The 26,008-nt window shown below is 38.9% G+C and carries 18 protein-coding genes; 9 read left to right on the top strand and 9 right to left on the bottom strand.

Translation table 11 applies throughout. The features are described from left to right. Positions 1-248 precede the first annotated feature (248 nt). Positions 249-2,624: an immune inhibitor A domain-containing protein gene (locus FGG79_RS18365; RefSeq protein ID WP_138781011.1), complete on the top strand. Its 2,376-nt coding sequence runs from the start codon at positions 249-251 to the stop codon at positions 2,622-2,624. Positions 2,625-3,334: 710 nt separating this feature from the next. Here the strand turns inward: FGG79_RS18365 and FGG79_RS18360 are convergent. Then, entirely contained in the window at positions 3,335-4,012 is a 678-nt protein-coding gene (locus FGG79_RS18360; protein WP_138781009.1) for a response regulator, read from the bottom strand. A gap of 30 nt (positions 4,013-4,042) precedes the next feature. After that, entirely contained in the window at positions 4,043-5,185 is a 1,143-nt protein-coding gene (locus tag FGG79_RS18355) for a sensor histidine kinase (protein ID WP_138781007.1), read from the bottom strand. Between the two features lie 537 nt (positions 5,186-5,722). On the opposite strand from FGG79_RS18355, the gene FGG79_RS18350 reads away from it, so the two are divergent. The 3 genes from FGG79_RS18350 to FGG79_RS18340 all read left to right on the top strand — a co-directional run bounded on the left by FGG79_RS18350 (position 5,723) and on the right by FGG79_RS18340 (position 8,619). After that, on the top strand, positions 5,723-6,355 hold the full coding sequence (locus tag FGG79_RS18350) for a YigZ family protein (protein ID WP_138781005.1): 633 nt from the start codon (positions 5,723-5,725) through the stop codon (positions 6,353-6,355). A 162-nt stretch (positions 6,356-6,517) separates the two neighbouring features. Then, positions 6,518-7,537, top strand: coding sequence for an LCP family protein (locus FGG79_RS18345; protein WP_138781003.1), 1,020 nt, complete (start codon positions 6,518-6,520; stop codon positions 7,535-7,537). Between the two features lie 395 nt (positions 7,538-7,932). Then, entirely contained in the window at positions 7,933-8,619 is a 687-nt protein-coding gene (locus FGG79_RS18340) for a hypothetical protein (protein WP_138781001.1), read from the top strand. Between the two features lie 359 nt (positions 8,620-8,978). Here FGG79_RS18340 and FGG79_RS18335 read toward each other — a convergent pair whose 3' ends face one another. From FGG79_RS18335 to FGG79_RS18325, 3 genes are all read right to left on the bottom strand, one after another. Then, positions 8,979-10,025 (bottom strand): glycosyltransferase family 4 protein, encoded by a 1,047-nt coding sequence (locus tag FGG79_RS18335; protein WP_138781104.1) that lies wholly within the window; start codon positions 10,023-10,025, stop codon positions 8,979-8,981. 79 nt (positions 10,026-10,104) lie between these two features. Continuing rightward, positions 10,105-11,205, bottom strand: a complete 1,101-nt coding sequence (locus FGG79_RS18330; RefSeq protein WP_138780999.1) for a glycosyltransferase family 4 protein — start codon at positions 11,203-11,205, stop codon at positions 10,105-10,107. A 33-nt stretch (positions 11,206-11,238) separates the two neighbouring features. Further along, a complete protein-coding gene (locus FGG79_RS18325; protein WP_138780997.1) occupies positions 11,239-11,967 on the bottom strand; it encodes a WecB/TagA/CpsF family glycosyltransferase in 729 nt (242 codons plus the stop codon). A 307-nt stretch (positions 11,968-12,274) separates the two neighbouring features. On the opposite strand from FGG79_RS18325, the gene FGG79_RS18320 reads away from it, so the two are divergent. From FGG79_RS18320 to FGG79_RS18310, 3 genes are read left to right on the top strand one after another with little or no spacing between them, the layout of a single operon-like run. Next, positions 12,275-13,759: an O-antigen ligase family protein gene (locus tag FGG79_RS18320; RefSeq protein WP_138780995.1), complete on the top strand. Its 1,485-nt coding sequence runs from the start codon at positions 12,275-12,277 to the stop codon at positions 13,757-13,759. An 18-nt stretch (positions 13,760-13,777) separates the two neighbouring features. Beyond that, a complete protein-coding gene (murJ, locus tag FGG79_RS18315; RefSeq protein ID WP_171050997.1) occupies positions 13,778-15,307 on the top strand; it encodes a murein biosynthesis integral membrane protein MurJ in 1,530 nt (509 codons plus the stop codon). A gap of 5 nt (positions 15,308-15,312) precedes the next feature. Next, positions 15,313-16,497, top strand: coding sequence for a glycosyltransferase family 4 protein (locus FGG79_RS18310; protein ID WP_138780991.1), 1,185 nt, complete (start codon positions 15,313-15,315; stop codon positions 16,495-16,497). Positions 16,498-16,541: 44 nt separating this feature from the next. Here the strand turns inward: FGG79_RS18310 and FGG79_RS18305 are convergent, their stop codons facing one another. Then, complete coding sequence (locus FGG79_RS18305; RefSeq protein WP_138780989.1) at positions 16,542-17,591, bottom strand: NAD(P)H-dependent glycerol-3-phosphate dehydrogenase; 1,050 nt, start codon at positions 17,589-17,591, stop codon at positions 16,542-16,544. A gap of 197 nt (positions 17,592-17,788) precedes the next feature. On the opposite strand from FGG79_RS18305, the gene FGG79_RS18300 reads away from it, so the two are divergent. Both FGG79_RS18300 and FGG79_RS18295 read left to right on the top strand, forming a co-directional pair. Beyond that, a complete protein-coding gene (locus tag FGG79_RS18300) occupies positions 17,789-19,585 on the top strand; it encodes an LTA synthase family protein (RefSeq protein WP_138780987.1) in 1,797 nt (598 codons plus the stop codon). A gap of 467 nt (positions 19,586-20,052) precedes the next feature. Beyond that, the gene (locus FGG79_RS18295; RefSeq protein ID WP_138780985.1) at positions 20,053-22,857 is read left to right on the top strand and encodes an N-acetylglucosaminidase; all 2,805 of its coding nucleotides are present in this window, start codon (positions 20,053-20,055) and stop codon (positions 22,855-22,857) included. 66 nt (positions 22,858-22,923) lie between these two features. Here the strand turns inward: FGG79_RS18295 and FGG79_RS18290 are convergent, their stop codons facing one another. The 3 genes from FGG79_RS18290 to FGG79_RS18280 form a co-directional block, all read right to left on the bottom strand. Then, the gene (locus FGG79_RS18290; RefSeq protein WP_171050996.1) at positions 22,924-24,090 is read right to left on the bottom strand and encodes a CDP-glycerol glycerophosphotransferase family protein; all 1,167 of its coding nucleotides are present in this window, start codon (positions 24,088-24,090) and stop codon (positions 22,924-22,926) included. A 2-nt stretch (positions 24,091-24,092) separates the two neighbouring features. Then, positions 24,093-24,485 carry a glycerol-3-phosphate cytidylyltransferase gene (gene tagD, locus FGG79_RS18285; RefSeq protein ID WP_138780982.1) on the bottom strand — a complete coding sequence of 131 codons (393 nt, stop codon included), beginning with the start codon at positions 24,483-24,485 and terminating at the stop codon, positions 24,093-24,095. A gap of 336 nt (positions 24,486-24,821) precedes the next feature. Continuing rightward, positions 24,822-25,931: an acyltransferase gene (locus tag FGG79_RS18280; protein WP_138780980.1), complete on the bottom strand. Its 1,110-nt coding sequence runs from the start codon at positions 25,929-25,931 to the stop codon at positions 24,822-24,824. Positions 25,932-26,008 lie beyond the last annotated feature (77 nt).

Below are 26,008 nucleotides of genomic sequence, written 5' to 3'. Positions count from 1 at the left end.
AACGAACAAAAACGTTCGTTAAAAAACGACAAAATACTCTATCATTTCTATTTTTGAAATAGATTCATTCTTGGTGCAAAAATCAAGATCTAGCAAGGTTTGAAGTACTCAATCATGTGAATAATCGAAGTGAAAGTAAAGAAAAGCCCCTCTCAATAATGTCGTAATTTGATGAGCGACTCTTCTACCAAAGTGATTTTCAATAGAATAATATGAGAATGTACCAAAAAACATTTAGGGGGTAACGTATGAACAAGTTATTCAAATCAGGAATCACTTCGGTTGTCATGGCAGGAACGTTGTTTGCTGGTATTCCAGTCAGTTCATCTGTTTCGGCAAGTGTAGTGACAGAAAGCAGTGTAAAAGAATCGGCTTCACATTTTAAAGGGACGTTGGATGCGGCGTTGATTAATGATGAGAGATTGCTAGCTTCATTGATCAAGCAAGGGAAGATTTCAGCCAAAGCTTCTGATGCTTCCAAGCAAAAAGCGTTGGAAAAGTATATTGAATTAAAAGGAAAGAAAGTAGAGGATGCGAACGCAAAAGATCCCATTGCTCCTAAAGTGAAAGCAGCGGAATCTGAAAAGCATCAGAAGTTTAAAGACGAAACAAAGAAAAGCAGTGGGAAATTGCAAGGAAATACGAAGCATCCTGATCCGGTGAAGGAATCACCATCACCTGGTATAGCAAAGAAAGGGAAGCTACTTACTTTGATGGTAGAGTACTCGGATTTCTCACATAACAAAATCAAGCCAAGTGAAACGGATAACTACTATTCTGATTACAACACTAAGCACTTCGAAGATATGATTTTTGGGGACAAAGGAGTAACCGGTCCTAATGGTGAAACATTCGTTTCTCAAAAGCAGTATTATGAAGAGCAATCGGGCGGGACTTATACAGTCGAAGGTAAAGCATACGGGTGGCTCAAGGTACCAGGTACAGCAGCTTATTATGGAGCAGACAGAGCTTCAGGGGGACATGACAATGTGACTCCTGGTGGATCGAAGCAATTAGTAAAAGATACTTATGCTGCAGCAATCGCAGCAGGAATCCCCCTTAAAGATTATGACTTAGAAGATCCACATGATTTAGATGGTGACGGTAACTTCTGGGAGCCAGATGGATTAGTCGATCACTTACAAATTATCCACTCCGGTATGGGACAGGAAGCTGGAGGCGGCTCATTGTATGATAATGCCATTTGGTCTCACCGATCTGCTGTCTTCTTTGATCCGGATGGACTTGGAAACGGGACGCCAGGATTCTATGATTACACGATGATGCCTGAAGATGGAGCGACAGGTGTATTCGCTCATGAATATGGCCATGACTTAGGATTACCTGATGAATATGACACGATTTACTCAGGTGCTGGGGATGCGGTTGAATACTGGTCAATCATGTCTGCAGGCTCATGGGCAGGTAAAGTACCGGGTACTGAACCGACTGGTTTCTCTCCTTGGGCGAAATCTTATTTACAATCAACACTTGGTGGAAAATGGACAAAAGCGACAGTTGTCGACTTTGACGATTTAAAGAAAAAAGGGACAACATTATTGCTCGACCAAGCTAATTCTCCGAACGGACAAAACCATCAGGCGATTCAAGTGAATTTACCTGAGAAGAAAACACCAGTAAATACTCCTGCTTCTGGAAGCTATGAGTATTGGGGTGGGCAAGAAGATGAAACGGATACAAATATGGTGACGGATGTTGATTTAACAGGTAAATCTTCTGCAAAGCTAACATTTGACGCCTGGTATGATATTGAAGAACAATGGGATTTCGGATTTGTCCAAGTATCAACGGATAATGGGGCAACCTGGAAGTCTTTAGGGAACGAAAATACTAGAAGCGATGTGGTTCCTGAAGGATATCCTACGATCTTGAACTCTATGCCAGGATTCACAGGTACTTCAGATGGCTGGGAAGCTCAAACATTTGATCTAAATCAGTACGCAGGACAAAAAATCAAATTAAGACTTCGCTATGCATCTGACTGGGGTGCAACACAAACTGGCTTATTCGCTGATAACATCAAAGTCGTTGCAGACGGTGCAACTATTGTCAGTGATGGTGCTGAATCGACCAGTTCTCCATTCACATTCAATGGATTTGAACGCTTCGACGGAAACAAATATGTGGACCATTATTACTTAATGGAATGGCGCAACCAGCAAGGTGTAGATAAAGGACTGGGGCACATCGCACGTGGAAGCTCGTTAATGAGCTACGATGGCGGTCTGGTCGTCTGGTATGTCGATGATACCTTCACTGATAACTGGACAGGAATTCATCCTGGAGACGGTTTCCTTGGAGTGGTGGATGCACATGATGACACGAATTTAATGTGGAGTACAGGAGTAGCAGCCACTAGTAGATACCATGTGGCAGACGCAGCATTCAACTTCATGCCTACATCAGGATTGAACCTGATATATCCTGGTCAAACCCTGACTCTGCCAAGTCAGCGTGGAGTTCCATTGTTTAATGACATGAAAGATTATAACAACTCCTACTTACCAGATGCAGGACGTAATATCAGCCATTACGGAATGAAGGTTCTGGTGAATGATCAAGCGAAAGACAAATCGGTTGGTTCAATCATTTTGTCAAAATAGAATAGCAGGTTGATCGTATACCTCTTGAACAAGGGTTGGGTTTCACATCTCCTTGTTTAAGGGGTTTTTTCATTCAATAAACCATTGCTGTTTCCTTAAGAGATTGTTGCAATTACATTAGCTACTAGATCGGCTAATAGACATGTCGGTTTTACATAGCATCCCCTTAACCGGTTTTGCATAAGTTGCTAACGATGGAAAAATCAATGAATCGATATTTTTGCACACTTAGCTCGCTCTGATCCCTTGACAACGAGGGTTCAATCGTCTGATTTTGTGTAGAAACCCCCTTCTTCTTCTCAACTATGATTGAAATATGCTGAAGTTATACCACTTTTAGCTTAGGTGATAGCCTAAACTTGTTTAATAAATTCATTTTGAGAGGCTACATATCGAGAATCACTTTCCCCCACCTTTATTATGAGCCAGTCCCACTATTTATGGGCCTCTACTAAAAGTTATGAGCCAGTTTCAAGAAGTTCTGAGCCGTAATTCTGATATATAAGCCACATTTCAATTTTATGAGCCATTTGTCGAAAATTATTAAGCTGAAGAAAGGTTCATACACGTTCTGCTAACTATTTGCACCTTCAAACTTCCTGTAGTTCCCGATACCTTCTCAGCCAATTTCTAACAGAAAAAAACGGCCCTCCACGAAGAAGGGCCGCTCTCTCAACAACAAATTCACAATACACATAACTCTCTAAACGTTATCGTACTTCCACCCAACCATTCTTAATTGCAGTCACAACTGCCTGGGTACGGTCGTTCACGTTCATTTTTTGAAGGATGTTACTTACATGGTTTTTAACCGTTTTTTCACTAATGTATAATCCTTCACCAATTCCACGGTTACTCTTACCATCAGCAAGCATTTGCAGTACTTCACACTCACGACGAGTTAATAGGTGAAGCGGGCGGCGAACTTCGGATTGCTGGAATCCACCTGTGTTCTGGGCGTTTGCCAGGCGCTTGTATTCTGCTACCAGGTTGTGGGTTACCTTCGGATGAACGTAAGATCCGCCTTCTGCGACGATTTTCACGGCGTCAACAAGGGCATCTGAGTCCATTTCTTTTAATAGGTAACCAAGTGCACCTGTTTTCAGCGCATGGTTTACATAGTTTTCGTCATCGTGAATCGATAAGATAATGACTTTCGTATCCGGATACTTGGCCATTAATTCACGAGTCGCTTCCACGCCGTTTATTTCAGGCATATTAATATCCATGAGGACAACGTCAGGTTCATGTGTTTCTACCAGGTTCATCGCTTCTGAACCGTCATCTCCTTCTGCTACTACGTTGAAAGAAGATTCAAATTCGAGAATTCGTTTAACCCCTTCTCTGAAAAGCTGATGATCGTCAATGATAACAATATTTGTTGCCATGTCTTTCGCCTCCCTAAACCTTGGAAAAATTTACGTATTAAGCGGTACCTGGATCAGAATGACCGTTCCAGCCCCTACTTTCGAGTCAATCGTGATGTCCCCTTCGAGAAGGTCGACACGTTCTTTCATCCCCATGATGCCAAAGGATCCTGTTTTTTGTTTTTCTTTATCGAATCCTTTGCCGTTGTCTTTGACAACAACTGTTATTTGGTCTTTCTTTACTTCTACTTTAACTTGAATATGTGTAGATTGAGCGTGCTTAAGGGCATTCTGGACACTTTCTTGTACTAATCGGAACAGAGCGACTTCGAATTTTGAAGGAAGTCTGATATCGAGCCCCATATTGACAAATTGAATCGAGGTCTCCTGGTTATACTCTTCGATTGTACTCAAGTACTTTTTGAGGGTCGGTATCAACCCCAGGTCATCGAGCGCCATTGGTCTAAGGTCGTAAATGATGCGACGAACCTCATAAAGAGCTGAGCGGACCATTCGTTTGAGATCGCGTATTTCCTTGATGGCATCTTCTGTACTCTTTTCTCGATACACACGTTCGATTAAATCGGAACGAATCAAGACATTTGCCATCATTTGTGCAGGTCCGTCATGAATTTCCCGGGATAAGCGTTTTCGTTCATCCTCTTGTGCCTCAATAATCTTGAGACCGAAATCCTGACGCTGCTTCGCGTCCTCTAATGCCTCGTTAACCTGCCTTAAGTCACTATTTAAATAATTGAGAACGACCGATATTTGTGAGCAAAGATTTTCTGCCCGTTCAATCGTATCTCCGAGTGATCGCATGCGTCTTTCCAGTTCATCCCTGCGCTCTCTCAGCTGCTTTTCCTGCTGTCTATTCATGGAAAGCTTCATCTGCAGGTCATGAGCTTTCTCATATGCTTCTCTTACCTGGTCTTCTGAATAGGTCTGAAAATGCTTGCTTACCTCAGAGAGCCTGAGCCTTGCAAACTTCGATTTCTGATGGAGAGCATCCCCTTCATCAATCACCTTCACAACCATTTCTTTTACTTCTAGTAGCTCACTTACCAAATCTTCATAATCATTTCGACATTGCTCGCCAATCTGGAAGATTTCATCCTTACTTTCGTCAACCGTATCGACCATCTTTTTCAGGATGCTATCTAACATCTTGGTGTCTATTTTTTTTAGTGACACGGTACACCCCTCTTTTGTTCCACAATAGTAGTCAACCTAGCATAAAGCTTCATGATCACTATACTCACATAATAACAACGGGTATTTCCAAGTTTGAATTTCAGTCTTTTCTTCATGTCGATAGACCTACTAATCATCTACAAACAAGTACCTATTATCATTTCAATGAAAAATCATTAAACTCCTTTATTCATCTAGGCATATTCCTACGTAATACCTCTACCAAGGGATCATTCGCTCCAGGAAAAGTAAGAGAATGAATGGCAAATATCTAGACCATTCGACGTCCTATATGAGCATTGGAACAACAGAAGTATTACTATCAGCGTCCATTATACCATGTCATAAATTGTCGGAGATTAAAGTTTGATTACATTGTATTACCATTATTTCATGTGAAACCAGTATTTCACCTGAATTGACAGGCTTTATAGTACTCAAGTTGTGCATTGTCTCTTCAATTTCTATATAGTATATGTATGAGAAATTGTACGAAATTTGTCGTAAGTTTCGACAATAGTGAAAGGAGAAATACGATTGCTACATCACTATAACACCGTAAAAGGTTACGGAGAACATGAAATCAATATCGAACGGTCCAGATTTATTACCTACGTGAATCGTGTAGAAACTGAGGAAGAAGCCCAGGAATTCATTTCCACTATCAAGAAGAGGCATCATGACGCCAATCATAACTGTTCTGCTTATATGATTGGTGAAAATAATCTGATCCAAAAAGCGAATGATGACGGGGAACCAAGCGGAACTGCTGGAGTGCCGATGCTTGAGGTGCTAAAAAAACGTAATCTTAAAGACACAGTGGTAGTGGTGACTCGTTATTTCGGAGGTATCAAGCTTGGTGCCGGTGGATTGATCCGTGCGTATGGGCGATCTACTTCTGAAGGGCTTAATGCAACAGGCAGTGTGGAAAGACGGCTTATGCGTATCATGAAAACCACTATCGATTACACATGGCTAGGGAAAGTCGAAAATGAAGTGAGGTCTTCTCACTACCAGTTAAAATCGATTCACTACCTGGAGACGGTTGAGGTGGAAGTGTATGTAGAAGAAGGGTCAAAAGATCAGTTTATAGAATGGATGACTGAGCTTACAAACGGTCAAGGGGACATTCAAGAGACCGACGTAGAGTATCTAGAAATCGACATATAGAAGAAGCTACAAGAGGGACGGACCTTGGCCATCAAGGTCCGTCCCTCTTGTAATACAAATTTCATTTTACGGTATCATGGGTATCGTAGTACAATAGAATTTGGAATAATTCGTCGAAAATTGTTATTGGTATCACTACTCGAAGAAGGAGTTTTATTACATATGTCGATTGAAAAGGCTAATCGTAACAATATGAAAAAGAAGAAACGCAGGAGAAGGATTGTTTTCTTCCTCATCATTCCACTCCTTATCGTCACGTTTTCTGTAGCTGGGTATGGAGCGCTATTGTATAAAAAAGCTGAAACTGTCTTTAATGACTCTTACAACAATATTGATGGCCGGGAGAAGTCAGATCTTCGCGAAGAAAAGGTCGATCCGAATATTGATAATGTATCCATCCTGTTTATCGGGGTTGATGAGAGTGAAACACGAAATTTCGGATCCACTACTCGTTCCGATGCCCTGATGCTTGCCACTTTAAATGAAAAAGATAAATCCGTCAAACTCGTAAGTATCCCACGTGACTCCTATGTTTACTTACCCGAAGTAGGATACAAGACCAAAATCAACCACGCCCATGCATTTGGCGGTCCAAAAGCTTCTATTGAAGCAGTTGAAACCATGTTCAACATCCCCGTCGACTACTATGTGAAAATGAACTTCAATGCGTTTATTGATGTCGTTGACGCACTGAACGGCATCAATGTAGAAGTACCGTATGAACTATACGAGCAAAACTCCAAAGATAAAGCCAATGCCATCCATTTACTTCCGGGAGAGCAGAATCTTGATGGAGAAGAAGCTTTAGCATTAGCAAGAACCCGTAAACAGGATAATGATATTGAACGGGGGAAACGCCAACAGGAAATCTTGAAAGGCATAATGAAGAGAGCTGTATCTGCCAATGCCTTGACCAAGTACGATGATATCATCCAGGCAATCGGAGACAATATGGAAACCAATATGACTTTTGATGAGATGAAAGCATTGTCCAGTTATGGATTAAAGAAAAAATTGGACATGAACACACTCTCACTTGAAGGTGAGGATACTTACATCGATAACATCTACTATTGGTTGCTTGATGATACGAGTCTTGCCAATACTAGTATCGAATTACAGGATCACCTTGAAATCAACCGGACCACGGCTGGTGAAGAGGATCCTTCTTCATATGAATGAATGAATAAAAGGCTGCAGAAGATGCTAAGTAGTCCCGTTTTGGAATGGACGAACCAAAATATCGATCTTTAACAAGACCATTCTTGGCACTCTAATCTGCAGCAACTTTATATAGACAAAAGACTCGTCGATTATTGACGAGTCTTTTGTCTATATAAAGAAACCTCATCTACCCTGTAAAGCGAATTTCACCACCTATTATTCAGAAATTTAACTTCACGTCTACTCACCTTTTCTGAATGTTCTATACCTCATTCGAAAGTAACTGAATTCCACTTGAAAAAAGTAGTATTTTGTAAACAAATAAGCATATAGCATATATTCTCAAACTTAAATGATTGTAAAATAAATAAGGAATACCAACAGTTTGGAGAAAGAAATATGGAGGTGTTGTTGTGAAAAAACGACAAATGCTTTTGTTAACTCTTTTCGTAGGCGGCACAGTATTTTCGACATGGTATTGGGCAGCGAATCGTCAGGAAAGCATGCTCAATGATTATACGAATGAAAAATATGGGTTTGATGTAGAAGTTATCGGTGATAAAGGAGAGCATTCAGACAAGTACACAGTCAAACGCGGAGACAAACCAGAATATGTGTTCACGATCAAGGTTTCAAATAACATGTTCTCATCACATGTTGAAAGTGACAATTATGCAGAATCGGAAATCATCCAAGGATTTAATCAACAGCTCAAGAATTCTAATGAAAGTATGAGACTGGAAGAACTTGGATTTCACCATTCCCTTATCACTCGCTACTATGAAGATAGTGATGAAGAGAACAAGAGGATGGTTCATGATCAGAAGACGGCACTCTATTTGTATCAAGATAAGGTGATGAATGAATCGGATGCCAAACGTTTTCTCGATGCCATTCCAATAATTGAAAGCATTAAGGAAAAACTAGCGAAGACCGGAAATCACCTAGAAATGGTGGTTGTGTTCGAATCCAGATATCACCATACCCTATACGAGAATGGTACGGAAAAAGGCACAGTGAAGTTTTGGACAAAACAAATCGAATCAGTTACTTCAAGGGAAGAGGCAAGGAAATTAATCGAAAAAGGTTCATATAACTGAAGTGATAAAGAAAGAAATAAAAGAAAACCAATAAGACCTACAACCCCCATAAGAAAAAAGGGAAAGTTGGGACATAATTCCACCGAAAACTTTTTTGGTAATTGGCACCGCTGCAGTTGTCGGTAGAATTCTTCGCATATCGCAGGCTGGACAGTTCTGCCTCCTCACAACTCAATTCTCCTGTGGGGTGCTCACCTCTTCCGCTTTTCCCGCAGGAATCTTTGTCCCTATTCCAATCAACAACTTGAACATATAAAAAATCCGAACGATCTCGATTCTTCTACTAAAAGAATTTCGAAAAATCGTTCGGATTTTCATTCGACTAAAACAGTTTCGTCCCAGTCTCACTTTTTTCATATTTACTTCCTTGATGCCCTTGCTTTAACAAATTTAATCAAAGGCTGATAATTAGAATTCACAAGACCTATACTTTCAATGAACCATTCAATTGCGATGAGCAGGACCGCCACTACAATCATGGCTCCCCATACCGTCGACATGGAAAAGATGATGGCTGCCATACTGAACATTGCTGCGATTGCATAAATGATGATAACGGTTTGTTTATGGGTGAACCCTATCCGCAATAAGCAGTGATGCAAGTGCGATTTATCCGGAGCATGTAGCGGGCTCTTGTTGACGATTCTTCTGATGATGGCGAAGAAGGTATCTGAAATTGGTACGCCCAGGATGATCAATGGGATGATTAAAGAAATCATTGTAACATTCTTAAATCCTAGCATGGAGAGCACGGCTATCATGTATCCAAGGAACAAGGCACCTGTATCACCCATGAAGATCTTCGCAGGATGAAAATTAAAATAGAGAAAGCCGATGGTGCTCACAATAAGAATCAAGGCGATAGACATAACGAAAACGTCACCTTTAAGCATGGCCATGAAGCCGATTGTGGCAAGACCGATTGTGGAGACTCCCGCCGCAAGGCCGTCTAATCCATCAATGAGATTTACAGCGTTTGTAATCCCTACAATCCAGAGAATGGTAATCGGAATACTGAAAGAACCAAATTCCAGCTCACCACCGAATGGAAGGTTAATGAAATTAATCTGGACCCCGCCGAGCACAACTGTAAAGGCTGCGATCAGCTGACCAAGTAATTTCCAGCGGGCAGATAGTTCAAATATGTCATCGGCCATTCCGGTTAGAAGGATGATGGCACTGCCCAGGATGATCACTCCAGCATAAGGGTCCTCAGGACGTAAAATCAAAAATCCTGCAATAAACCCAATATAAATGGCGAGTCCTCCTAGACGGGGCATAATCTTCTGATGCACCTTCCGGACGTTGGGTTGATCGGTGGCTCCCACTTTATAGGCGAGTTTCTTTACTAACGGGGTTATCCCCAGGGTTAACAAAAAACATATGATTAAGGTTAGAATTAACATCATTGTCACACCTCTTGTAGTTAATCTACCCGGTAACTTTACTTGCGAAACAGGTAATTAATACATACTCAATTTACTTTCATAGCTTCAAGTATACATTATAAACGTTATTTGCGAATTGCTCTACCGAAAAATGTCTTTTACTGTATGTTTTTATCTTTTCACCCATAAAAGTGAGTGCTCCCTTTGCTTTTTCTCTCACGGCTGACTCGAGGTTTTTCGTCAGTTTATCACTATCCTCAATGGGTATTATCCAACCGTAGCTCTCATCTGGAATGAGTTGATCCACCCCACCCACATCCGTTGTCATGATAGGAATACCTGCCCTTGCCGCTTCAAGCAGAACCAAGGGGAAACTCTCGCTGTATGAGGTCAGAATGGCTACATCCGCAATGGGGTAAATTCTCTCTACATCATTCCGGTGCCCCATGAATTCAACATGTCCGGAAATGCCTTGTTCTTCTGAATATTTTTTCAACGCTTCCTTTTCAGAGCCATCTCCTATCAGAAGGATCTTCATGTTAGTGTGATGATTCTCAATCAAATTCCTCACAGCTTTTAAAGCTACTTTATGACCTTTGACCGCTTCAAGTCTTGCAACCATCATGATGATAAAATCATTTTCATTCATCCCCAGTTCTTCTCTGGAGAATGGCTCTGCAAGTTTTTTGTTGAAATCGATGCCATTTAATATGGTCGTTATTTTTTCCTCATCAATATTGAAATTCAGTAAAATCTGCTTGAACCGCTCTGAGATGGCAAGGTGATGGTCCGCTTTTTTCAAAGCCCTCAAATTTAAAGTGGTATAAAGCTTACCTAACCAGCCTCTTCCCATAAAGTCATCTCTGGGATCACTATGTACCGTTACGATCCACTTTATATCGGCAAAACTTCGAATTAACGCCCCATAGCAATTCGCCCTTGCCCCATGGGTATGTATGATGTCGATGCCTTTTTTTCGGATGAAACGGATGATTTTACTGAGAATGGAAAGATCAAACCTGGAATTCTGCTGAAATAGAACTGTCTGGATGTCGAGGTCATGTGCACGTTCGTACATTTCACCTTCTTCAAAAACACCCAAATAGAATTCTTCCCGGTTCAACTCATTTAGTAAAGATAGGATATGATGCATGCCTCCACCACTTTCGTTTCCGGCATTTAGATGTAATATCTTCATGAATCAAATCCTCCTCTTCGTTCCTAAATAAGTTTATCTTTTTGATTTTATTACGTGGAAGATGAATTGTGGAAGAACCGCCATCCTCCTCCATCTTGATGGTTGCTGCAACAGTCGATAGAACCATTCCAAATGAACTCTTTGCCACATGACCGGTGCTCTCTTTACGTGTCCCGCCAATACATCAATACTGCCTCCGACACCGATGAAAACACCTTTTTGGACATGAACCATATTTTCTTTTATCCATTTTTCCTGTCTTGGAAACCCTAGTGCAACAAGGATCAGATCCGGTTCTGATTGTTTGATTTCCTGAATGATCTCTTCATTTCCATCTTCAAAGTAACCATGGTGATGTCCCGCCAATTGCAGGTTAGGATACTTCCGCTTCACATTGACCACGGCTTTATCTAACACTTCCGGTTTCGCACCGACAATATATACCCGGAGCGATTGCTCATTGGATAATGACAGCAGCTCTTCCATTAGTTCAAACCCGGGCACTCTCTCTATCAGGGGTTGGTTTTTGATTCTCGATGCAATGACTACTCCTATTCCATCCGGAATGATATAATCTGCCTTACTTAGCGTGTAGAGGTAATCTGCATCTGTTCTGGCATGCATGACAATTTCCGGATTGGCTGTAACGATAAATGCTTTTCTTCCCTCTTTCAGATATTGATTATAAAGGTCATTTACGATATCACTCTTGGTTTTGTTCACAAAAGGGATATTTAATATTTGAACTGAATCATTCTTCATAGCCTTCTACCTTTCCTATTTCTCTCATGTTCATTCTATCTTAGGTGCGTGCATTCTGAAATAGTTATTCTGTTAAGAATGATTACAGTAAAATGACAATTACAAATCAATCAAACGAATTAAAGGGATTTCCGTTCCGCATCTATAATAAAATAAAAATACTCCTTATTTTTCATTGTCATGGAAATATCATCGTTTCTTTATGAATCTTTACAAATAATTAAATAAAACTATAAATTCGTTTATTAAGCTAATACTAGGAATAACCTTTAAATAGACGTTACTCAGATTGAAAGGTGGAATTGACTTGATATCAAAGAATAATCATCTTTTGCTTCTCTTCTCCATAAGTATTCTACTACCTTTGATTTTCACTCATTTGGCAGTGTCACTCGTTTCAATCGCTGTGACATTATTCCTGCTGATGAAGGATAAGAAGAATGGATTGCTGCTATTATTCGTATACTTCCCCATTAGGCCGTTTCTAATAGAAATAAATAGTGGGTTTAAACTCTTAGGCGACATACTGATTGTTTTCCTATTTGTACTGGTGATTATTGAATACATAAAAAATAAAAAATCCCTTTCCCGACTCTCAAAATATTTTGTGACGACCGGGATCATATTATTCTGTTTCACAGGGACCATTTCAGCATTTTTGACAGGAGTTGAGTTAAAGGCAATCATCTTTCAGAACAGAGCCTTTTTGATTACGTTTCTGATGATATTTATTGTGGGTGAGCTGAAGGTGACCCGAGAAGACATTCGGAGGTTTGTGGGGATCACAGTCATCATGGGTACCCTACTTTCCCTTCATGGAATGATTGAATTTATCTCTTCAAGAACAGTGTTCGTGCCGGAAGCCTGGGAAAATTGGAATTTGTCTTCTGTAAATGAGATGAGAGTATATGGCCTTACAGCAAACCCGAATGTATTGGGAACCTTTTTATGCATATGCCTGTTTGCCACACTGTACGCCTACCAAACATTTCATAAATATAGATGGCCACTCATTTGTGCTGCCATACTGATGCTTGGTGTCCTGTGCCTTACTTATTCGAGGGGGTCTATATTAGCGTTTGGAATTGCGTTCATCCTTTATATACTATTAAGTAGGAATTGGAAAATGATGAAAACGTGTATTGTGACGGTGATTATCGGTTTATGTATCATCTATTACCCTGCCAATGCTGCCAAGTCTTATGTTACACAGATGAATCCTGACCGTATGAACACTTCATCACAACACGATGACCAAGATGATGACCAAGAGAAAGAGCATAACGAAACCAATAAGAGGCATTCATCGACCTTTTCAAATCGATTTAAGGAAATCTTCTCAGATGACATTATTCAAAAAAGTTCTGAATGGGGCAGGTTATATGTCGTATTCAAGGGAATAGACATCTATATGTTGCACCCTGCCATCGGTACTGGGTTCGGGACGTTTGGGGATTCCGCTACATTAAGTTATGGCTCACCTATATCTGAACAGTACGGGCTACCTGACCAGATGTATTCTGATAACCAATACATACAATTCCTTGTTCAAACTGGAACGATTGGAACGTTATTCGTATTAGCCTTCATTGTCGGCATGATGATTCAACTTTGGAAGAGAAGGGGTGAACCCTTATCCCCCACCCTCTTTTCACTCATCGTTGCGGCGCTGTTTATGGCATTATTTTATAACGTATTAGAAGAGAAGATTCTTACTCTATACTTTTACACGTTAGTAGGGTATTTCCTTTATAAAGACAGACAGCCCTTGGAGGATGAAACATCAAGATGATAAAAAATGAGGCATTCAATGAAAATACCCACTTTAATTAAATCAATTGGATTAGTCACGATCATATCCGGTTTAGGGAAACTACTCGGCTTTGCAAGGGAAAGCATCATTGCTGCGTACTTCGGTACATCAGAGGTAGCCGATGTCTTCTTTGTCTCAAGTCTCGTCCCTACCCTGTTGTTCACCGCGATAGGGACTGCCATTCAGGCCGGTACGATTCCCCTTTTCATGGAAGAACGGAGCAAGAGCGAAAAGGATGCACGAAAGCTCATGAGTTTATTAGGAACATTCTTTCTGGTTCTTTCCCTTCTCTTCATAGGGGTAACCATGCTCTTCACTCAGCCCTTAATCCAGATCATGGCTCCGGGATTTACTGCTGGTCAAGTCGACCTGGCTGTAACGATTACAAGAATCATGATCCCAAGTATGGTGTTTCTCACATTAACATCTATCTCGACAGGGGTTCTCAATGCGAATAAGCAATTTGTGTTGCCGGCGTTTTCAGCCACCATTCAAAACGTGGTCATCATCCTTGCCACGATCTTACTCGCACATACATATGGGGTATATGGTTTATCTATCGGGGTGTTAATCGGGGCTGCTGGTCAGTTCTTCATTCAATACCCTTCATTCAAGAAGGCAGAGATTGGGTTTAACTTTAGTTTCAGGAAGCACAAGAAGAGAATCTTCAGAATCATGATTCTTTTCTACCCTATTATCATCGCTGCCATCAGTGTCCAATTAAATAGTTTAGTGGATCGGATGGTGTCAACGGGACTTGAGACCGGGAGCGTTTCTGCTCTCAACTACGGAAATCGATTATTATGGCTTCCACTCAGTGTCATCCTGACACCATTGATTACTGTGCTGTATCCTTCTTTAGTGGAAGGAGTATTAGAAAGCTACAGGAAATTCTTTGGCATCATTCGAAGAGGCACATCTCTTATTCTATTTGCTAGTATTCCCTTTACGCTTCTCATGATATTAATTGGCGACAATCTAATTGAAATAGCCTTTCAACGGGGAAGTTTTGACAAGGCAGCAACAATTATTACCAACCAGGCATTATTCTACTATGCTCTTGGGTTAATGTTCTTTGCCTTACGTGATTTTCTAATGAATGGATTCTACGCTCTTAAAAGAACGAAAATTGCCATGTACTCCTGTTTGGGAGCAGTTATTGTCAATATCGTTCTTAGTATTACATTATCCAAGTATATGGCGGTAGGTGGTATTGCCCTTGCATCGAGCATATCGATGCTGATGCAGTGCCTTGTGCTGTTCCTGTATTTATTAAAGGACTATGAAGACAAGGACACCTACATTAGGCAATTCAGTAAAGAAGCAGGGAAGCTTGCCCTTGCGACAACGGGTGTCCTGATCATCGTGATTCCCGTGATGCATGTGATCCCTGGCACTATTAACGTCATTCTTGAAACAATCGTCGTTTCATTTCTGATTTTCGCCGGCTACCTTGTTCTTTCCATTCTATTCAAAGTCCATGCCATCCAACCATTAGCAAATAAGCTAAAAGTGAAAAGGAGCTAATAAACATGAAAATCTTACTTTCAACCATCTTTGACTATCCTCATGAGGGTGGACTTTCCACTCATGTTTCCACTTTAAAGAGTGGATTAGAATCAAGAGGGCATCATGTGGACGTTCTCTCCTTTACAGAGCTGAACCCCATCATCCGTAAAGCTTATGCACAAGCTCCCGGCTTCATTGCGAGTAAATTCAAGCCCGGTGCTGGTCAGGTAATGAACGATCAAAATCGGATGACATTGATACAAAAACAGCTCAATCGTCTTAAACAGGAATATGATGTGGTCAACACTCAAGACGTATACGCAACTCTTGCCGCTGAGGCTTCCGGTATTCCTGTCGTAGAGACCGTTCATGGTTACTATTCCTTCGAAGCAATCAGCAGAGGAGCGATCAAGGAAGGCAGCAAAGAGGATGAGCTGATCCGTGTGAGGGAACGGAAAGCCTATTCTCTTGCAGCAGAAGTCGTGACAGTGGATCAGCGCATCAAAGAGTATGTGTATAAAATGGCTGGAATAGACGCGACTTCGATTAAGAATTTCATTGATGTAGAAGATTTCGATCCTAAAAAGCTGAATTTGTCCACTATTAAAGATGAATTCCATATACCTAAAAATAAAAAGATGCTGTTTGTCCCAAGAAGAATGACGGAGAAAAACGGGGTGATCTATCCAACTCTTGCCTTGAAAAAGGTATTAGCGAAACATCCCGATACAGTATTGGTTTACGCAGGGACTGGTGAACAGATGCCTGCCATTAAGAAGGAAGTGGAGAAGCAAGCGCTTCATGAGAACGTCCTACTCCTCGGTACCGTTCCCCATGACAAAATGAAATATTTGTACGGGGGGTCTGATATCGTCCTCGTGCCAAGCATTCACTCCTATGGTGTAGAAGAGGCCACTTCCATCTCTGCTTTAGAGGCAATGGGGTCTTCCTCTCCTGTCATCGCCGGAGCAGTGGGGGGTCTGAAAGAGATCATTCACGATCACCAGGATGGACTATTAGTGGAAGAAAGGGACACCGATGCATTATCCCATGCAATCATTGAAATTTTGGACTCCCCAGAGTTTGGTGAAACACTTGCTCAAAACGCCAGAAGAAAAATCGAGCAGGAATACTCCCATCTATTCGCTGCTGAGAAATATGAGCAGATTTATGAAAAAGCAATCGAACGGATGACAGCAGGTAGATAATACGTAAAAACCGTGAATCCAACTATAGGATTCACGGTTTTCTTTTACTCTTCGATTAATTTGTTCTCAAGCAGTACGACGAGGTCTTCCATTTCATGGGTTTTGCTTCGCTGCATTAATCGGTCGACAGCTTCCTTCGCTTGAACTCCATTAAATAGAAGATCAAATAAAGCATCGGTAATCGGCATGTTCACCTCTAATTTCTCTGCCAGTTGCTTAGCCGCTTTCGTCGTTCTTACTCCTTCGACGACCATGCCCATATTATCCAGTACCTCTTCTAATGCCATACCCTTTCCGAGCATATTCCCGGCTCTCCAGTTACGGGAGTGGACACTTGTACACGTCACAATCAGGTCACCGATTCCCGATAACCCTGAAAACGTTAAGGGATTCGCTCCCATCTTCGAACCGAGCCTTGAAATCTCACTAAGCCCCCTGGTGACTAAAGCGGCTTTGGCGTTATCTCCATATCCCAATCCATCTGCCACGCCAGCCGCTAGTGCGATGATATTCTTAAGAGCTCCACCAATTTCAACCCCAACGATATCTGTGTTGGTATACACTCTGAAGTAATGATTTGTGAACATGTTTTGCACCATGATGGACGAATCGGGATTCTTTGAAGCAGCTACGACCGTTGTCGGCTGACGCAAACTCACTTCTTCCGCGTGACTCGGTCCTGATAGAACAACAATATCCTTTAAATTCACTCGATCCATCGAATCCTCGATGATTTCGGATATCCTTAACAATGATTCCGGTTCAATCCCTTTGCTTACATGAACAATGGTCAATGCTTGTTCCTGTACTTCCTGGATCTTTGAGAGAACCTCTCGCATCGCCTTGGTAGGAACCGCCAGTATAATGGTGTCCGTTTCTTCCAATGCTTCTTTCAGATCAAGGTATCCCACGATATTCTCTGGGAGCTCTACATTCTTTATGTATCTTTCGTTTCTGTGGTATTGATTGATTTCATCAATGGTTTCCTTGCTTCTTCCCCATATCTTCACGTCTAAACCATTGTCAGCCAGTACCATGGCAAGGGCCGTCCCCCAGCTTCCTGTACCGATGACTGCGATTGGTTGTTGGTTCATGATTGTACACCGCCTAAAACTAAATTAATTAATATTTTCCATCATTGTTTCATTCAATAAATTTTCATCAGTATATCACAAAGTATTAGTCATTTATTATATTCCCCATATAATAAGAATAACTCCCCATAATGAATATATTTATTATGGTAATCATACACTAAACTCTATATTCATAAGTAGGGTGTGAACATCTCATGCAAAGTTTGAATGTTGCAAAGAACACGATTAAACGTTTATCCAATGAACTCATTTATTTTATTGTTTTGGTTAAGATCATCCTTTTCCATTCCTTCACTGACACCACTTTTTCAAGCGGTGTCTTTTCCACAACAGTTGGGTTTTTGCTTTTGTTTTATGCATTCTCTTTTTCATTTCAAAATAAATGGAGATTGCTCTATTCTCTTCTTGTAAACTTGCTTCTTTCAATTGTTCTCTTATCCAATACACTCTATTTGGACTACTTCAGTTCACCCATCACAATATCAACCCTATATCAAACCACTAATTTATCTGGGCTTGAAGAAAGTATCTTCTACCTATTTCGATTTATATATTCACTATATTTCATTGACCTATTTATTCTTTCTTTTATCTTCATGAACCCTTCATTTCTGTATCACAAAAGTCCATCCATCATAAAAAGGTTTATACCGCTTTTTATAGTAGGTGCAATTAGCATTTCATTAAAACCTGTTAAATTGCTGTATATCGATCACATAGCCAATCCAATTCAAACATATGACTCCCTAGACTTAGTAGTTCAATATGGGCTTATCGGACATCATGCCATTGATGCATACTCCCATATCCGTGATGCTAATTTCTCGCTCTCAATAGACGATAGAAAAAGAATTAAACAACACCTAAACCAAAAGCCAGTAATACACATGAAATCCGAATATGCAGGTATAGGAAAAGATAAGAATCTTATTATGATTCAGGTTGAATCGTTGCAGCAATTTGTATTGAACAAGGAAGTAAATGGTCAAGTGATTACCCCTACCCTTAATAAGCTTTTAAAGAACAGCATTATATTCCCGAATTTTTATGCCCAAACCATTGGAGGAAACAGTTCAGATGCTGAATTCTTAACTCAAACTTCCTTATTCCCCTTGAAAATGGGATCTGTCTTTTTCAGGTACCCCTCTAACACTTACCATTCTATTGGAAGTTATTTAAAAAAAGAAGGATACACGACCCTTGCTGTCCATGCAGATGAGAAGACATTTTGGAATCGTAACCTCATGTATCCTTCCTTAGGATTCGATGACTATATATCCATCGAGCAATTCCCTCAACAAGAGATCATCGGAATGGGGGTTGGAGATAAGGAAATGTTCACTGAAACAGCAAAGGTTTTGGGAAAGCAAAGCAAGCCGTTTTATTCCTTTATTGTGACATTGTCTAATCATATGCCATATCAATTGCCTCATAATCAGAAATCACTATCTATGCCGGATAGTTTGAATAGTACTTTGCTTGGAGACTACTTTCAAACGGTACGATATACAGATGAAGCGCTCAATAAATTTATCGAATCGTTGAAAAAACAGGGTCTTCTCAACGATTCGATTATTGTTATATATGGTGATCACAACGGCATTTTCCACCGGGATAAATCTTTATTGGAGCAATGGCTTCAAAAGGATATTTCTACTGAGGAATGGTATAGAACATTCGCAACTGTTCCATTTCTTATATATAATCCCTCCATTAAAAAGACCATCAATTATTCAATGGGGGGCCAAATCGATATATTCCCCACACTTGGGTCCATAATGGATCTAAAACCTGAGCATCTTTCTAATGCATTAGGTGATAGTCTTATAAATAATCCACAAGATAGCGTAATCATCCCTAACGGGGGATATGTAGAAACACCACTCACTATTAGTCGTACAACAGTTAAAGAAGGATTATCTGATAAGCAGCAACATCTACTTGAAATTTCAAATTTCATTATAAAGGGAGACTACTTCAAGAAAAAATAAACCGGTCGATATGATAATAACGTTTGCTGTTTTTTAGTACATACTACGAAAAAACGAATTTATAAGCAGACCTAAATTCAAGAAATTTGGTTTCTATTTATTCCTTTTGTATCCACAGCCATACTATTCAAATATAAACAAACCTCTACAATAAATAGAGCTCTTCTTCTGCTTCTACTATTTAAAGTATATACATCCTTTGTAAGAATCTGTTTATAAGCAGATTCTTTTTTAATATTAAAACCGCCCTCACTATATTACATACTCATTTCACAAATGACTATTTTGAAATAATATATAAGTAAATAAAGTATATGCTTGAATTATTTAGTAACTATATAGAAAAATATTACATTTTTAGAATACTATTCTTTTATATTTCGACATATGATAGAATTATTTTGTCATATAAGTAATTTTTTTGTAAATTACTTAATCTAACTTTTGGAGGGATTAATTACACAATCATGAATCAAATTAAAAAGATTTGTTTTTCTTTGCTGGCCGCTTTACTTGTTTTTTCTAATTTTTCAGGCTTCGCTCAAGCCGAGATAAGTGAAGTTTCAAATGGTAAGAGTGCGATCGTTTCCAATGAGGATACCAATGAAGTTATTAGCATGTATAAAGAACCTTCAGAGGAAAGTGAAATACTAATCGAGATCCCTGCGGATTCGGAAGTATCACTTCTTCCAGATACAAAGGAAGATTCTACATATTCATTGGTAGTCTATTCTAGCGATGAATTGAAAGAAGATCTTAAAGGTTACGTATTAAGTAAATTCGTTACCACCCAAGAGGTTCCTGAAGTGAGTGAAACAAATCAAGATAATGGAACTCAAGAAAAATTGAATAACGATGAAAAAACACAGACAGAGGCAGGTTCTACATTAGAAGAAACTGTTGATCAAAACGAAGGTGCGAATAATGATGATACAATACGCGCTGATGAGGAGACTGAAATAGTCGAAAGTTCTGATGAAAAATCGGTTCAAGAACCCTTAATGAAGAAAAGCACCAAAGATGTAGAACAAGCGGAGGTTAAGGAAGAAGTACCATTAAAACAACCTAAATCCTTTTCCACTTTTTCGAAAGCATCACTGCAAGTAAGCAGTGAATCTTACAATGGAATTGCCTTGAAGAGTCCCACTCATGTGTACAAAGAGCTATCAACCAGCTCTCAAAAGCTTAAAAGCTATGAACAAGGGAGTATTCTAAAATATAAAGCTCTTAATTCACAATGGTTTATTGCTACTGTGTATGTCAATGGCAAAGCTAGTACGGGTTACATTTCTAAAAATGATGTTGAAAATGTAATAACGGACCAAACAAATGTGAAAGGCGCAGGGGTGCAATCACCAACAAATATATATTCTCAAGCGTCTGAACATTCTAGTGTCATTAAAACATATAGCATTGGGAGTATTCTCTATTACAAAACGTTCACTTCCGGCTGGTATGAATGCCTCGTTTATGTAAATGGCAGTGCCAGGACCGGTTACATTAAAGCCGCTGATGTAACGAAAGTAGTGAGTGAACAAGTTCCACTTAAAGGGGTTGCAATAGACACTACTTCTATTTATAACGGACCTTCTACTAGTTCAAGCGTTTTAAAAAGCTACTCATCGGGAACTATTCTGGTGTATAAAACGTTCATCAACGGATGGTATGAATGTACGGTGTATATCAATGGTCAACCGACCACTGGATATATTAAAACCGGTGATGTAACAAATGTTGATGGTACTCAAAAGACCCTTAAGGGGGTCGCCACACTAAGCTCAACTCCTATTTATAGCGGAGTATCGACTAATACTAGTATTCTTAAGAGCTATAGTGCAGGTAGTATTCTGGTTTATAAAACGTTTATCGACGGATGGTATGAATGTACTGTATACATCAATGGCCATCGCAGGACCGGATATATTCACGCTTCTGATGTTGAAAACAGTGTAAATGACCAGAAGCAGCTAAGGGGAATAGGCTTACAAACACCTACTAAAGTGTTTTCTAAAGCGAACACTTCTTCTGCAGTATTAAAAAGCTATCCTGAAGGCACGGTTTTGTATTACACCTCCTTTATTGGAGGATGGTATGAAGCGATTGTATATGTTAACGGTCACCGCACAAGCGGATACATTGATGCAAGTCATGTAGAAAACATTCTGGATAAACAAGATAGCTTACAGGGACTTTCCTTGAAGAGCCCGACGGATATTTACTCTAAAGCGTCAAAATCTTCAAACATAATCAAAGATTATCCCAAAGGTACCGTGTTAAAATACAAGACTTTTTCTTCTAACTGGTATGAAGCCACTGTCTATATTAGCGGAGAGCCTACCGTTTCATATATCAACAAAGATGATGTAAAAACAATGGGGACCGATGTTATTCAAGATTTTACAGACTACGGGATGACATTGGATGAAATGTTAGCTCGCCAGATGAATAATAGCCCTCAAACCGATAAATATCGAAATGAAGCTGCCTATATATATGCTGATTATGTAAATATGAATAAAGGGATTGTCACAGATAGAGTGAATGTGCGCTCTTCTCCGAATACAAATTCAAGTGCAAATATCGTTCAAACGTTAAATAAAAACGACGGTGTATATGTGATCGGTAAACAAGGAGATTGGGTAGAAGTCCGCGTTACGTGGAAAAATGCAAATGCTGAAGATGTTATAACATATCTTGATCCTGAAAACTTCACATTCGGCAGTAAGGAATATTACCAATTTCTGAAACTTTCCTTACCCGCTAATTTAAGTGTTTCTGAGATCAACCAAAAGGTACTGGAAGGAAAAGGAATCCTGGACAGCAAAGGGCAAGCTTTTGTAGACGCTGCGAATAAGTACAAGGTCAATGAAGTCTATCTAATCTCGCATGCATTACTTGAAACTGGCAATGGGACTTCTAATCTTGCAAAAGGCACGTTGTACAATGGTGTTGTCGTGTATAACATGTACGGCTATGGTGCTTTTGATCAATGTGCCTTGGAATGCGGTGCTAAAACTGCTTATGAACAAGGCTGGTTCACACCAGAAGATGCCATTATCGGCGGAGCTCAATTAATTAGCCAAGGCTATATTTACCGTGATGGCTTCCAACAAGATACTCTCTATAAAATGAGATGGAACCCTGAAAGCACTCACCAATATGCTACAGATATCGGTTGGGCTTATAAGCAAGTAAATAGTATTTTTAATATCTATGAATTATTGGATAACTATACTCTGTATTTTGATAAACCTTTATACGGGGCGAAATAAGTAAGAAGACAAAAGCACCGATGAACTCCTTTAGGGAGGCATCGGTGCTTTTTGAATAGAAGTGTATTATTTTAATAAGCCTTTCACTAAGTCCACTACATTTCTACTGGATTGCCCCTTGGAATATTGGTTCCACTTATCCGCGAAAGAATGGATTCTCTCCGAATCAAATGAATTCTCTTCAATTAAACGAATAATATCATCCGTATTTTCAGCTATTGGTCCAGGCAAATATTCTAAGAAACCGTCCCAAACCCCACGCTCACTTTTATAGTCTTCAAGGTCATATAAATAGAAGATGACCGGACGATTCAATAGAGTGTATTCAAATGGAATAGACGAATAGTCCGTAATAAGAATATCTGTAATAAATAACATTTCATTCATACTGGGGTTATTAGAAAAATCATATATAAACTCAGATAAATCCGACGGTATTTCGAAACGATTCTTTATGGCCGGATGAAGTTTTAGTAATAAGATATAATCTTCATCAAACCTGTCAGCCATTTTTTTCAAGTCGAGATTCAATTTAGCGTCGATTAGCTCATCTTCACGATATGTTGGAGCATATAAGATCACTTTTTTATTTTCTAAAAAAGGATGATTCTTTTTGAGTTTTTCTTCTGCCTTCTTTTTTATCGATTGATCAAAAAAAACATCGGTTCTGGGAATGCCCGTTCTAACCATTCGCTTATCATTTATACCAAAAGCTTGTTTGTAAATATCCGTCATCGCATCCGAACCCACAACCACCGTGCTAAACCGTTGATATACGGTATGAAATCGTTGTATCGCCTTTTCACTTCTTGACTTTATAGAAGGGTCTTTCAGGCCGAATTTTTTAATTGCTCCATTCGCATGCCACAATTGAATACACTCAACGCCTGGTTTAAAGTTTGATTTCGCCAAAAAACCATAATAATTATCCACGAATATTATTTTGGAAGTTGCTAAATGATAAATAGAACGCAGGAAATCGATAGGTCTTTTCATCTCAAAAAGTAACGTTGTTGATTTCTCAAGTTTAGAGAAAGAAGAATACATTTTTTCTGTGGTTAAAAAAAGAGTACGACAAGAAAGATCTTGTCGTATCATCTCTTTATATATACTCTTGTTATTTTCACTAAATGAGACAACAAAGGTTACTTTGTTTTCCAGTGGAAACCATTGACTCAGTTTGAATATGATACTGAAAACAGCTAAATAAAGAGTAATAGCTATTTCTCTCATTATCATTTAACTTGCAAAAGATCTTTTTTAATTTTGGTAGTAGAAATACCGATTGTTCTAGGGAGGTAAACCACTTCACAGTAGTCCTTTAAGAAATCAAATTTCCCTTTCCAGTCGTCTCCCATCACAAAAATATCTATCTCATTTTCGACTACATCAGAAATTTTTTGCTCCCATTCATTTTCAGCAATGACCTCGTCCACATATCTAATAGACTCCAATATCATTTTTCTGTTTTCAAAACTATGATAAGACTCTTTATTTTTCAACTCATTGAATTCATCTGATGAAATGGCAACGGTTAAATGGTCTCCTAGCTGTTTTGCTCTTTTTAATAAATTAATATGACCCCAATGCAATAAATCAAACGTTCCATACGTAATTACCTTTTTCATTTATATTCTCCTCCTGTAACTAAACCTTCAGCTAATTGTTACATTCCCTTTATATGTGCTTAACTTTATTATCTTATGATGAAAAATAGAATTGGAATTTATGAATTTCCCTAGCAACATATTCAACATTATACTCAATATTCTTTACAGTACGATTATGAGAAATTTACAATTCCTTAATAAATAGTTGTCGAATATTGTAAGTGCTCCATTCTACTTCATTCTAACCGAGGCCCTATGAGTTATCAACAGTTGCCTGTGAAAAATGATTGAACATTAATTAATCATTACCCATAAATTAATATATTTACACTACATTTACAATTGTAATTTTTTCTATTCCTTCCAATCTACTAAATTAGGTTCCTTATATTTGTTATATAAATAGACAATAAATAAGAAAAATCTATCTTTAACCTTTTGTAAAAATTGATAGGAGATATACGAGATAATCAAAATAGCTGGACTTAAAATGATATTCCATATAATGGTTTCATTAATTGAACTTACCCCTAAAACATCTATCATTAGATTAATAAATTTAATGAAAAATACATGTATTACATATATACCTATTGAATTTTTACCAATATTGGTAAGTATCGATTTTTTTCCTAGTTCAGGTTTAGACATCACATATAGGAAAAGACTGATGGTTGTTGGAACGGTAAAGATAAAGTAATCTCCAATTTTACCATCCAGTATAAAAACTGTTACAAGCCTTTCAACTATTTGAAGAACGGAGAATATAATAAAAGCAGCTAAAAACCGTGATGCTTTTTGTTTATTAATCTTTTTCATAATCTCTGTTTTGTTGTAAGCGAAAAAACATCCAAGCGTGGTATAAAATAGCCCAAAGAAAACCCCATCTCTTGTTGAAACAGGTAAATTAAATATCCCTGAATAAGACTGGCTAAACAATCCGATTATATTTAATATAAAACTGACCAAAAGCAATATATTCAACTTTTTCAGGTTTATAAATATAAACAGGATGAATACACTCCAAATCAATGCCACTAAGTACCATAACTGATAGCCTGAACTTGCCCCGTAAAAGAATACTTCCAAATTTATATTACCTTTAAAATAGTTCATTACCTCATCAAAAGAGTATATGTTAAAGGATTGAAATTTCGTTTTGATCAATAAATCGTAGATTAAATAAAATAAAAACCAGCAAATGAAGATCTTCATTAATTTATATATATATCCACTAAAATAAACACTTTCGTTATTATTTATGGAGATCTTCTTACCGAATAAATATCCCGACGAAACAAAGAAGAAGGGTACTGCAAAACGAGCAAGTGTATCAATTGCAAAATCAATATAGTGCCCATCGACTCCCAATACTCTCGCTTCTTCAAAAGGTTGAGTATGGATGAGTATGACTGCAAAGATTGCAAAAAACTTAATATAGTCTATTGCATAATTTCTTTTCATTATAGTAACACCCCATTCAATCTGAACTTCTGTGTAAACTTAACACGGAAAATACAAGAGCGACATTAAGGATATAT

This window comes from Bacillus sp. BHET2 (genome assembly GCF_005938125.1).
GTDB lineage: Bacteria > Bacillota > Bacilli > Bacillales > Bacillaceae_B > Rossellomorea.
The sequence above is the reverse complement of the archived record's forward strand: the minus strand, read 5'-3'. Positions and strand labels throughout refer to the sequence as shown.